The organism is Streptomyces sp. NPDC014882, from assembly GCF_043081325.1.
Classification (GTDB): Bacteria; Actinomycetota; Actinomycetes; order Streptomycetales; family Streptomycetaceae; genus Streptomyces.
In genome coordinates this window covers 186188-196437 of record NZ_JBIBWL010000004.1, presented here as the reverse complement: position 1 = coordinate 196437, position 10250 = coordinate 186188, and the positions used below count along the sequence as shown (strand labels likewise).

The 10250-nt window shown below is 75.2% G+C and carries 12 protein-coding genes and 1 riboswitch; of the genes, 8 read left to right on the top strand and 4 right to left on the bottom strand.

The annotated features are described in order from the left end of the window. Both ACF09K_RS12170 and ACF09K_RS12165 read left to right on the top strand, forming a co-directional pair. On the top strand, nucleotides 1-243 hold a 243-nt coding region (locus ACF09K_RS12170), incomplete at its 5' end, for a hypothetical protein (RefSeq protein ID WP_392242762.1). Then, the gene (locus ACF09K_RS12165; RefSeq protein ID WP_392242760.1) at nucleotides 240-965 is read left to right on the top strand and encodes a metallophosphoesterase; all 726 of its coding nucleotides are present in this window, start codon (nucleotides 240-242) and stop codon (nucleotides 963-965) included. The genes ACF09K_RS12170 and ACF09K_RS12165, both read left to right, overlap by 4 nt. Before the next feature lie 491 nt (nucleotides 966-1456). Here ACF09K_RS12165 and ACF09K_RS12160 read toward each other — a convergent pair whose 3' ends face one another. After that, the gene (locus ACF09K_RS12160; RefSeq protein WP_392242758.1) at nucleotides 1457-1765 is read right to left on the bottom strand and encodes an ANTAR domain-containing protein; all 309 of its coding nucleotides are present in this window, start codon (nucleotides 1763-1765) and stop codon (nucleotides 1457-1459) included. Nucleotides 1766-2026: 261 nt separating this feature from the next. Between ACF09K_RS12160 and ACF09K_RS12155 the strand changes: the two genes are divergently transcribed. Beyond that, complete coding sequence (locus ACF09K_RS12155) at nucleotides 2027-2983, top strand: helix-turn-helix transcriptional regulator (protein WP_392242756.1); 957 nt, start codon at nucleotides 2027-2029, stop codon at nucleotides 2981-2983. Between the two features lie 155 nt (nucleotides 2984-3138). Here ACF09K_RS12155 and ACF09K_RS12150 read toward each other — a convergent pair whose 3' ends face one another. From ACF09K_RS12150 to ACF09K_RS12140, 3 genes are all read right to left on the bottom strand, one after another. Then, on the bottom strand, nucleotides 3139-3690 hold the full coding sequence (locus ACF09K_RS12150; protein ID WP_392242754.1) for a phosphatase PAP2 family protein: 552 nt from the start codon (nucleotides 3688-3690) through the stop codon (nucleotides 3139-3141). A gap of 76 nt (nucleotides 3691-3766) precedes the next feature. Beyond that, nucleotides 3767-4840 carry a YihY/virulence factor BrkB family protein gene (locus ACF09K_RS12145; protein WP_392242752.1) on the bottom strand — a complete coding sequence of 358 codons (1074 nt, stop codon included), beginning with the start codon at nucleotides 4838-4840 and terminating at the stop codon, nucleotides 3767-3769. A 215-nt stretch (nucleotides 4841-5055) separates the two neighbouring features. Next, entirely contained in the window at nucleotides 5056-5541 is a 486-nt protein-coding gene (locus ACF09K_RS12140; RefSeq protein WP_392242751.1) for a MarR family winged helix-turn-helix transcriptional regulator, read from the bottom strand. Nucleotides 5542-5712: 171 nt separating this feature from the next. Between ACF09K_RS12140 and ACF09K_RS12135 the strand changes: the two genes are divergently transcribed. From ACF09K_RS12135 to ACF09K_RS12115, 5 genes are all read left to right on the top strand, one after another. Beyond that, complete coding sequence (locus ACF09K_RS12135) at nucleotides 5713-6942, top strand: PP2C family protein-serine/threonine phosphatase (protein ID WP_392242749.1); 1230 nt, start codon at nucleotides 5713-5715, stop codon at nucleotides 6940-6942. A 239-nt stretch (nucleotides 6943-7181) separates the two neighbouring features. After that, a riboswitch (cobalamin riboswitch) is annotated at nucleotides 7182-7367 on the top strand. A 29-nt stretch (nucleotides 7368-7396) separates the two neighbouring features. Then, nucleotides 7397-8098 carry an energy-coupling factor ABC transporter permease gene (locus ACF09K_RS12130; RefSeq protein ID WP_392242747.1) on the top strand — a complete coding sequence of 234 codons (702 nt, stop codon included), beginning with the start codon at nucleotides 7397-7399 and terminating at the stop codon, nucleotides 8096-8098. After that, nucleotides 8095-8616, top strand: coding sequence for an energy-coupling factor ABC transporter substrate-binding protein (locus tag ACF09K_RS12125; RefSeq protein ID WP_392242745.1), 522 nt, complete (start codon nucleotides 8095-8097; stop codon nucleotides 8614-8616). The genes ACF09K_RS12130 and ACF09K_RS12125 overlap by 4 nt, the downstream gene beginning before the upstream one ends. Nucleotides 8617-8622: 6 nt before the next feature. After that, nucleotides 8623-9372 (top strand): cobalt ECF transporter T component CbiQ, encoded by a 750-nt coding sequence (gene cbiQ / locus ACF09K_RS12120; protein WP_392242743.1) that lies wholly within the window; start codon nucleotides 8623-8625, stop codon nucleotides 9370-9372. Then, on the top strand, nucleotides 9369-10199 hold the full coding sequence (locus ACF09K_RS12115) for an energy-coupling factor ABC transporter ATP-binding protein (RefSeq protein WP_392242742.1): 831 nt from the start codon (nucleotides 9369-9371) through the stop codon (nucleotides 10197-10199). Before cbiQ ends, ACF09K_RS12115 begins: the two co-directional genes overlap by 4 nt. The last annotated feature ends 51 nt before the right edge of the window (nucleotides 10200-10250 follow it).

Sequence of the window (10250 nt, the reverse complement as noted above, 5' to 3'; positions counted from 1 at the left end):
GGGAACATCGAGTACCGCGTCGCCCACCTGCACGACCGGCTCGCCGCCGAGGAGCTCGCCGAACTGGGCGTGCGCGCCGAGGTGCGGGCCGGGTCGGTCGTGGTGACCGGCACGGTGCCCTCCGTGCAGTGCCGCGAGACGCTGCTGCGGACCGTCCACGAGGAACTGGCCGGGCTCGCCGTGCACACCGACGTGGTGGTGGCCGGGACCGCCTCGCCCGACCATGCGGAGGACCTGCCATGATCCGCGTCGCGGCCGTCGGCGACATCCACATGGGCTCCGACAGCCAGGGCCTGCTGCGGCCCGCCTTCGAAACCCTGGACCAGTGCGCCGACCTGCTGCTGCTGGCGGGCGACCTGACCCGGCACGGTACGCCCGAGGAGGCACGGGTGGTGGCCCGGGAGGTACGTGGTCTGCCGGTGCCGGTGGTGGCCGTGCTCGGCAACCACGACCATCACGACGAGCAGCCCGAGAAGGTCACCGGGATCCTCCAGGAGGCGGGCGTGACCGTCCTGGAGGGCGAGGGGACCGTGGTGGAGTGCGCCGGAACGCGCGTCGGCGTCGCCGGGACCAAGGGCTTCGGCGGCGGGTTCGTGGGCCGCAGCGCCGGAGAGTTCGGCGAGCCGCTGATGAAGGAGTTCGTCCGCTGCACCCGGCGCAGCGCGGACTCGCTGCACGGCGCCCTGGAGGATCTCGGCCGGGACGGCTGCGACGTCCGGGTCGCGCTCACCCACTTCTCCCCCGTCGCCGACACCCTCGCCGGTGAGCCGCCGGAGATCTACCCGTTCCTCGGCAGCTACCTGCTGGCCGAGGCGATCGACACGGCCGGCGCCGACCTCTCCGTCCACGGCCACGCCCACATGGGCACCGAGCACGGGATGACGGCGGGCGGGGTCCGCGTGCGGAACGTGGCCCAGCCGGTGATCCGGCGGGCGTTCAACGTGTACCAGCTGCACGCCGCCTGACCCGGGCGCGCACCGGCCGTCCGGCCCGGCCTTCGATCCGGGCACCGCCGCCCGTGCCGCGGGCTCCGGCCGCGGCACGGTCTCGCGGGCCCCCGGCCGACCCGGTTCCGCGCCGGGCCCGGTTCCCGGACCGCCGACGAGCCGGGCCCGTACGGCGTCGTACACGGCGAAGGCCTCGGACCGGTGCTCCGCGCCGAGGTGGGGGCCGTCGCGGCCCGCACGGTTCGTCCGGGGCACGGGCTGCGGCTCGTACGGTTCGTCCGGGGCACGGGCAGCCGCCCGGTAGAAGCGGTGCAGGGCGGCCCGGGAACGTCCGGAGCGCAGGACGGTGACGGCCGGGTGATCGCGGCCTCGGCAGCGCGGGTCTCCCCGGGGCCGTGCCGGATGCCCGCCCGCGCCGCCCGGCGAGCCCGTCGACACCCGGCGGACGCCTGCCGCACACCACCCGGCGAGCCCGTCCGCACCCCGCGGACACCTGGCGACGCGCCCCGTCAGCGCTCCGCGGACGCCTGCCGCACACGGGCCAGCGCGCCCGTCAGCGCCCGGTGGATCTCGTCGGGCAGCCAGCGGCAGTGGGCGCCCTGCACCACGTACTCGGCCACCTCGCGCAGCTTGGTGTTGGTGCGCTGGGAGACCTCCCGCAACACCTCCCACCCCTGCTCGGGGCGCAGCCGTCCCATGGCGACCACCACCCCGATCGCCTGGTCGACCACGGCGTGGGAGGCCACGGCCTGCCGCAGCTGGGCCACCTCCTCCCGCAGGGCGGCGATCCGCGCCTCGGCTTCCTCCTCCGCAGCCATGCCGCATTCCACGTGTGTTTCCCCTCGTCAGGAGCCCGCGAAGGCGCGGGCGGCCGATGCGGCGTCACCGCGCCGTCCCTGTCCAGCCTGCACAGCGGGATCCGGCCCGGCCGCACCGCAGGCGAACAACGTCGTCGGTGCCGATCCGGAAAACGAATGCGCACCGCGATGCGGGGAAAGTGTGCGCAGGGGGCGAACACCGGCCGGCTGCCGCCCGGCACCCCGTGCACGGGGCAGCTCGACCCATCGGACGAAGGATTCATGGACACGCTGTTCTTCGACAGTGACGACCTCGGCCTGACCGAGGACTTCCTCAGCCGGGCCTACGCCAGGATGCGCATCGGCAGCGGCGGCCCGGAGGCCGGCCGGGCGCGCGTCAGCCGCGCCGCGATGCCCTCGGTGACCGTCGACGAACTCGACCTCGGCTTCGAGATGAGCTACTCCGTCACCCCGCTGGGCCGCATCTGCCTGTGCCTCGTGCACGAGGGCACCATCCGGGACCACGCCTTCGGCGGGGTGGAGGACTCCTTCGGCCCGGGCGACGTGGTGTCCTTCGCCCCGCCGGAACTGCCGTACTCGGGACGGGTCTGCGCGGCCCGCTACAACATCACCATGCTCGACACCGATCTGCTCTCCCAGGTGGCCGCCACCGCCCCGGGCCGCAGGCCGGGACCGGTCCGGCTGACCGGGCACCGGCCGCACTCCCCGGCCGCGGCCGTGCAACTGCGGCAGACGGTCGGCTACATCCGCGACCACGTGCTGGCCGCGCCCGGCATCGCCGAGCAGCCGCTGGTCGCCTCCACCGCCGCCCAGCACCTCGCGGCGGGCGTCCTCGCCGCTTTCCCCAACACCGCGCTCACCGAGCCGACCGCTACCGACCGCAACGACGCCCGGCCGGCGACGCTGCGCCGCGCGCTGGCCTACATCGACGACCACGCCGCCGAACCGGTCACGGTCGCCGACATCGCGGCGGCCGCGCACGTCACCGTGCGGGCCCTCCAGTACGTCTTCCGCCGGCACCTCGACACCACGCCGCTGGCGCACCTGCGCCGGGTCCGGCTCGCCCACGCGCACGACGAGCTGCGGGCCACGAACCCGCTCGACGGCACCACGGTCACCGACGTGGCGGCCCGCTGGGGCTTCTTCCATCCGGGGCGCTTCGCGACCCTGTACCGCTCCGCGTACGGCCGCCCGCCGCACCGCACGCTCGCCGGCTGAGGTCCGCCCGCCGCCCGGGGCTCGGGAGCCGCCCGTGCCGCCCGCCGCGGGCGCCGGCTGCTCGCCGTCACCGCTCGCCCCCTCCCCGGCCCCCTCCCCGGTCCGGAGGGAGCGGCCGGCCGGGAGCGCCGCGGCGATGCCCCTCCCGGGGCGCCTCACGACAGTGCCGCGCGGACGGCCAGGCGGGGGGCGCGGTGGGTCAGCGCGGCGGCGGTCAGGCCGATCAGCGCGCCGACGGCGACGTCGGAGGGGTAGTGGGCGCCGGTGTGGACGCGTTCGCAGGCCACCATCACCGCCGGCACCGCGCACAGGGCGCCGGCCGACGGCCAGACCCCCGCGACGGCGGCGGTGAAGCCCACGGCGGCCGCCGTGTGTCCGGAGGGGAACGAGGAGGAGTCGGGCCGGTCGTGGACCTCCTCGTGCGGGATCCACTCCTTCGGCGGCCTCCGCCGGTCCCAGAGCTGCTTGCCCACGCCGTTGGAGACCAGCTCCGCCACCGCCATGGCGGCCACACCCGCCGCGGCGGCCCGGCGGCCCCGCCACCCGCCGGCCGTGGCCATCACGAAGGCGGCGCCCCACCAGAGCTTGGTGTGCTGCGCCGCCTCCTCGACCGCCGGAAGCACCCGCCGCGCGGCGGGCGACCGCCACGAGGCCACCCTCCGCGTCAGCCGGTGGTCGTTCTCTCTCAGATCCTCCCAGGTACCCATGAGCTGCGGCTTCCCGCGCCGGGCGGCCCCTAACGGGAGACCTTGGGGTCCCCGACGGGAGACCGTGGGGCGCCCGTCACTCCATGCGGCGCTGGTCCTCCTCGCTCCAGGCACGGGTGTCCCGGGGCGGCACGTACGGCTCCTCGTCCTTCGGCAGTCCGCCGGCGACCGCCCGCTGGCGGGCCAGTTCCGCGTCGAACTCGAGGCCGAGCAGGATGGCGATGTTGCTGATCCACAGCCACACCAGGAACACGATGACGCCGGCGAGCGTGCCGTAGGTCTTGTTGTACGAGCCGAAGTTGGCCACGTAGAAGGCGAAGCCCGCCGAGGCGACGAGCCAGATCAGCAGGGCCAGCACGCTGCCCGGCGTGATCCACCGGAAGCCGCGGCCCTTGACGTTGGGGGTGGCCCAGTACAGCAGCGCGATCATCATGGTGACCAGGACGACCAGCACCGGCCACTTGGCGATCGACCACACGGTCAGCGCGGTGTCGCCGATGCCCAGCGCCGTACCGGCCCTGCGCGCGATGTCACCGGTGAACACCACGATCAGGGCGCTGATCACGGCCAGCACGAGGAGCACCACCGTCACCCCGACCCGGACCGGCAGCACCTTCCACACCGGCCGCCCCTCCGGTATGTCGTACACGGCGTTCGCGCTGCGGATGAAGGCGGCGACGTAGCCGGAGGCCGACCACACCGCCAGCACGATGCCGACGAGCGCCATGAGGGAGCCGACGCCGCCCCGCCCCTGGAGCTGGGTGACCGCGTCGCTGATGATGTCCCGGGCCGACCCCGGGGCGAGCTTCTGGAGGTTCTCCAGCACCTGGTCGGTCGCCGACTTGCCGGCGACCCCCAGCAGCGACACCAGGACCAGCAGGGCGGGGAACAGTGACAGCACCCCGTAGTAGGTCAGCGCGGCGGCCCGGTCGGTGAGCTCGTCGTCCTTGAACTCCTTCACCGTGCCCTTCAGCACCGCCGACCAGGACCGCTTGGGCAGTGCGCTCGGATCGTCCGGCGCCCGGCGCTCCACCTGCTCGTCCGGTCCCGGGCGCTCCGCCCGCTCGTCCGGTGCCGGGCGCTCCGCCCGCTCATCGGGTCCCGGGCGCTCCGCCCGCTCGTCGGGTCGGGTTCTCGATGTCCGTGCCATACAGGACGGAGTAACCCGCGCGGGCCGGTCCATGCGCTCCCCCGAGATCCCGGCCACGGCCCGTACAGGTTCGCGGCGGCTCGGGGTAGCAGTGCTCATGTGTGTGCTTCGTGTGCAGGCCCCGGGCGGGGCGCCGCCCCGCGTACCGGTTCCCGGCTCCGGCCGCCGCCGGAGCGGCCTCGGCTGCTGCTTCGGCCGCGGCCGCGGTCCGCCGGTCAGGCCGTGCGGCTGCCGGAGTCCGGGGCCTCGTCGTGCGTCCGGGCCGCCGCCGCGTCGCAGAACGCGTCGAGCCCCTCCAGCAGCGCGCTCCGCTTCCCCGCGGGCATCCCCGCCAGCACCGCGCGGAGCTCCCGCTCCCGGCGCTCCCGGAGGTCGGCCAGGAAGGCCCGCCCCCGGCCACTGAGGCGCAGCCGCAGTTCACGCCGGTCGGAGGGGCTCACCACCCGCTCCACCAGCCCGGCGGCCTGGAGCCGGTCGCACAGGCGGCTCGTCGACGGCGGGGTGGAGGCCAGCGAGTCGGCGAGGGTGCGCAGGTTGATGCCCTCCTGGTGCTCCAGGACGAACAGCACGCGCAGCTGGGACGCGGACGCGGGCGCCGTCGAGGCCCGTCCCCACAGCACTTCCAGCAGCTCCGCGGCCGTCGCGGTCACCCGTGCGACCTCGTCGGGGTCCGGGTGTTGGCGGAAGACAGTCACGGTCACACTCTCGCAGACACTGGGACGACCGCCAGCGTACTAGCGCCTCACCCGCCCCCGGCACCCCTCGACCCCGCCGCGCCGTCCGGGCGCGGCGGGACACCCCCGGCCGGCGAACCGGCCCCTGAACGAAGGATCGGTGTTATTCCCGTCGTGGTATCCCCCGTCACGAACAGAATGAGCAGATTCGTCACCGCCGAGCGCGCCCTGCGGACGGCGGCACCTCATGAACTGGTCGAGGCCGTCCGACGGGCGCTGGTCGAGCAGTACGCGGCGCTCTCCGTCGAGCTGCTCATGGCCGACTACGGCCTGACGTCGCTGCAGCCGGTGGCCGGCCCCCCGGACCGGGAGCCGCTGTCGGTGTACGACAGCGCGGCGGGCCGGGCGTTCGGCGCGCAGGAGCCGTACGTCGAACCGGCCGCGAACGGCCTGGTGCGGGCGCACCTGCCGGTCTCGGTGCGCGGCGACCGGCTCGGGGTGCTGTCGGTGACGCTGCCCGAGGATCCCGCGGACGGTGCGGGCCCCGAGGACGGCGAGAACGGCGAGGGCCCCGAGGCCGGCGAGAACCCCGGGGGCGGCCGGGCGCCGGACGTGGTGGGCGAGCTGGCGGAGGTCGCGCAGGTGCTCGGGCACGAGGTGGTCGTGGCCGGGCGGGCCACGGACCTGTACCTGCGGGCCCGGCGCAGGGAACGGCTCACCCTGGCCGCGGAGATGCAGTGGCAGCTCCTCCCGGCCCGCGCCGGCACCGGTCCCGGATACGCGCTCGGCGCCCAGCTGGAGCCCGCCTACGCCGTCCGCGGCGACAACTTCGACTGGTCCGCGACGGACGGCCGCCTCACCCTGTACGTCAACAACGGCACGGGCGAGGGCACGGAGGCGCCGCTGCTGACGAACCTGGCGGTCAGCGCGCTGCGCAACGCGCGGCGGGCCGGCCTCCCGATCGCCGATCAGGCGGCGCTGGCCGACCAGGCGGTGCACGCGCACTACCGGGGCCACTGCTACCTGCCGGTGCTGATGCTGGAGGTCGAACTCGCCACCGGACGGGCCCAGGTGGTGGACGCCGGCTCACCACGGCTGCTGCGGCTGCGGGCGGGCACCGTCGAACACGTCGGCCTGGACGCCCAGTTGCCGCTGGGCATGTTCGAGGAGACCGACTACGTGGCGCAGCCGTTCCAGGTGGAGCCCGGCGACCGGCTGGTGTTCGTCAGCGACGGCGTCCACCCGGACGCCTCGCCCGGCGGGGGGACGTACGGGGACGCCGCCCTGGCGCGCGCGATCACCGCCACCCGGCTGCTGCCGGCGGCCGAGGCCCCGCATGCCGTGCTGCGCGAACTGGCCGGGCACCGCGACGGATCCGCGGCGGAGGACGACGCGCTCGTGGTGTGCCTGGACTGGCACGGCCGCTGACCCTCCGGGACCCCGCCCCGGGGCACGCCCTCGAAACCCCTCCCCCGGGGCCCCGTCCCCGGGCCTCCGTCTCCGGATCCCGGACCGGCACGGCCGACGACCGGCCGGTGTGACCGGATCGACACCGCCACCGACCGGCGCCCGCCCGGCCCCGGCACGGCCGGTGTGCGCCGGTCCGGCACCCCGCGTCCGCCGTCCGTGCGCCCCCGTTCGCGCTTGTCACCGCCCCGGTCCTCGCACTACTGTCACCACGCCTTGGTGAACGGGAAATCCGGTGTGATGCCGGTGCGGCCCTCGCCACTGTGATCGGGAAGTCCGGCTCCGGCCCTCGCGGGCAGCCACTGGGTCCTCACGGACCCGGGAAGGCGGAGCACGGGCGGTGGTACCCGTCAGCCAGGAGACCGGCCAAGGCGCGTCAACCATCCACGAGGTGCTGGAGAGGGTCTGCTGAGCCATGCACATAGCCGAGGGTTTTCTTCCTCCGGTGCACGCGGTCGCCTGGAGCGTCGCGTCGGCGCCGTTCGTCGTCCACGGAGCCCGGTCGCTCACCCGTGAAGTCAGGGAACATCCCGAGAGCACACTGCTGCTCGGCGCCTCCGGCGCCTTCACGTTCGTCCTGTCCGCACTCAAGCTCCCTTCGGTGACCGGGAGTTGCTCGCACCCCACCGGCACCGGTCTGGGCGCGATCCTGTTCCGGCCGCCGATCATGGCCGTGCTGGGCACCATCACCCTGCTCTTCCAGGCCCTGCTGCTCGCGCACGGCGGCCTGACCACGCTCGGCGCCAACGTGTTCTCGATGGCGATCGTCGGACCGTGGGCCGGGTACGGCGTGTACCGCCTGCTGCGGCAGTACGGCGTGCCGCTGATGGTCACGGTGTTCGCCGGCGCCTTCGTCGCCGACCTGTCCACCTACTGCGTGACCAGCGTGCAGCTGGCGCTGGCGTTCCCCGACCCGAGCAGCGGGTTCCTGGGCGCACTCGGCAAGTTCGGGTCCATCTTCGCCGTCACGCAGGTCCCGCTGGCGGTGAGCGAGGGGCTCCTCACCGTCCTGGTGATGCGTCTCCTCGTGCAGTCCAGCAAGGGCGAGCTGACCCGGCTGGGCGTGCTGGCGGCCGGGCGCCGCGCGTCGGACACGACCGGGGCGGTGGCCCCGTGAAGCGGAACACGAGGATCAACCTCCTGCTGCTGCTCGCCGTGCTCGCGCTCGCGGTGCTGCCGCTGGCCCTGGGGCTCGGCGACCACAAGGAGCAGCCGTTCACCGGCTCCGACAGCGAGGCGGAGACGGCGATCACCGAGATCCAGCCGGACTACGAGCCGTGGTTCTCGCCCCTGTACGAACCGCCGTCGGGGGAGATCGAGTCGGCGCTGTTCGCCGCCCAGGCGGCCCTGGGCGCGGGTGTCCTCGCCTACTACTTCGGGGTGCGCCGCGGCCGCCGCCAGGGCGAACTGCGGTTGCTGGCCCGGCTGGAACGGGAGCGGGACGGTGCCGAGGCGCGGGACGAGGCCGAAGCACGGGACGGGACCGGGACACGCGACGGGACCGAGGCACGGGACGGTGCCGGGGCACGGGACGGTGCCGGGGCACGGGACGGTGCCGGGGCACGGGACGGTGCCGGGGCACGGGATGCCGTGAGCGCGCCCGACGCCGGGAAGTCCCCGCGGGGACGGGTCTGATCGCGCGTGCTGCCGATCGACGCGGCGGCGCACAGCAGTCGCTGGCGCCACCGCCATCCCGTGGACAAGGCGGTGCTGGGGCTCGGCCTCACCCTGCTCGCGATCTCCCTCCCGCCCTGGCCGGGCGCGGCCCTGGTGCTGGTGACGGCGCTCGCCCTGCTGCTGGGTCCGGCGGGGGTGCCGCCCCGCCGGCTGTGGCGCGCCTACCGGGTCCCGCTGGGCTTCTGCGCGACGGGCGCGCTCCCCCTCCTCGTCCAGGTGGGCGGGCCCGACGGGTTCGTGTCCCTGGCCGACGCCGGCCCGGCGCGGGCCGGGGAGCTGATGCTGCGCACCTCGGCCGCCTCGCTCGGCGTGCTGCTGTTCGCGTTCACCACGCCCATGTCGGACCTGCTGCCCCGTCTGGTGAGGGCCGGCGTGCCCGCGCCGGTCGTCGACGTCGCCCTGGTGACGTACCGGATGAGCTTCCTGCTGCTGGACTCGGTGCGCCGGATCCGGGAGGCGCAGGCGGCCCGGCTCGGACACACCGGCCGGGCCGCCGAGTGGCGTTCGCTCGCCGGGCTCGGCGCCACCGCGTTCGTGCGGGCCTTCGACCGGGCGGCGCGACTGCAGGCCGGGCTCGCCGGGCGCGGCTACGACGGCACCCTGCGCGTCCTGGTGCCCGAGGCCCGCGTCTCCGCGCGCTTCACGCTGGCCGCGGCCGCCCTCCTGGCGGCCCTGGCCGTCCTCACCCTCGTCCTGGAAAGGCCCCTGTCTTGAGCGAGCTGGTCGCCCTGCGGGGCGCCTCCTTCGGATACGAGGACGGCCCGGCCGTGCTCGAGAACCTCGACTTCACGGTGCGCGAGGGGCGCGCCCTCGCCCTGCTCGGCCGCAACGGCAGCGGGAAGACGACCCTGATGCGGCTGCTCAGCGGCGGACTGCGCCCGCGCACCGGCACGTTGGAGGTCGAGGGACGGCCGGTGGGGTACGACCGCAAGGGGCTGACCCGGCTGCGGACGACCGTGCAGCTGGTGGTGCAGGACCCCGACGACCAGCTGTTCGCCGCGTCCGTCTCCCAGGACGTGTCGTTCGGGCCGCTGAACCTGGGGCTGCCCGACGCCGAGGTGCGGGCCCGGGTGGACGAGGCGCTCGCCGCGCTGGACATCACCGCCCTGGCCGACCGGCCCACCCACCTGCTGTCCTACGGGCAGCGCAAGCGGACCGCGATCGCGGGTGCCGTCGCGATGCGGCCGCGCGTGCTGATCCTCGACGAGCCGACCGCCGGGCTCGACCCGGACGGCCAGGAACGGCTGCTGGCCACGCTGGACGGGCTGCGCGCGTCCGGTACGACGGTGGTGATGGCCACCCACGACGTCGATCTCGCCCTGCGCTGGGCCGACGACGCGGCCCTGCTCACCCCGTCCGGCGCGCACACCGGTCCGGCGGAGACCGCGCTGGCCCGCACGGACCTGCTCCGCGCGGCGGGCCTGCGCCTGCCCTGGGGCATCGCGGTCGCCCGACTGCTCGCCGGGCAGGGCCTGTTGCCCGACGGAAGGACCGGACCGCGCAGCCCGGAGGAACTGGCGGCGCTGCTGACCGGGAGCTGACCCCCCTGCGTGACGCCCGGCCCGGCGCGGGCGGGGCGTCACGTCCGGCGC

What these genes read in the sequence shown, in the direction of transcription:
- ACF09K_RS12145 (WP_392242752.1), bottom strand. Translation starts at nt 4,840, where the DNA reads ATGGCACGGACATCGAGAACCCGACCCGACGAGCGGGCGGAGCGCCCG.
- ACF09K_RS12160 (WP_392242758.1), bottom strand. Translation starts at nt 1,765, where the DNA reads ATGGCTGCGGAGGAGGAAGCCGAGGCGCGGATCGCCGCCCTGCGGGAG.
- ACF09K_RS12135 (WP_392242749.1), top strand. Translation starts at nt 5,713, where the DNA reads ATGAGCAGATTCGTCACCGCCGAGCGCGCCCTGCGGACGGCGGCACCT.
- ACF09K_RS12130 (WP_392242747.1), top strand. Translation starts at nt 7,397, where the DNA reads ATGCACATAGCCGAGGGTTTTCTTCCTCCGGTGCACGCGGTCGCCTGG.
- ACF09K_RS12150 (WP_392242754.1), bottom strand. Translation starts at nt 3,690, where the DNA reads ATGGGTACCTGGGAGGATCTGAGAGAGAACGACCACCGGCTGACGCGG.
- ACF09K_RS12165 (WP_392242760.1), top strand. Translation starts at nt 240, where the DNA reads ATGATCCGCGTCGCGGCCGTCGGCGACATCCACATGGGCTCCGACAGC.
- ACF09K_RS12155 (WP_392242756.1), top strand. Translation starts at nt 2,027, where the DNA reads ATGGACACGCTGTTCTTCGACAGTGACGACCTCGGCCTGACCGAGGAC.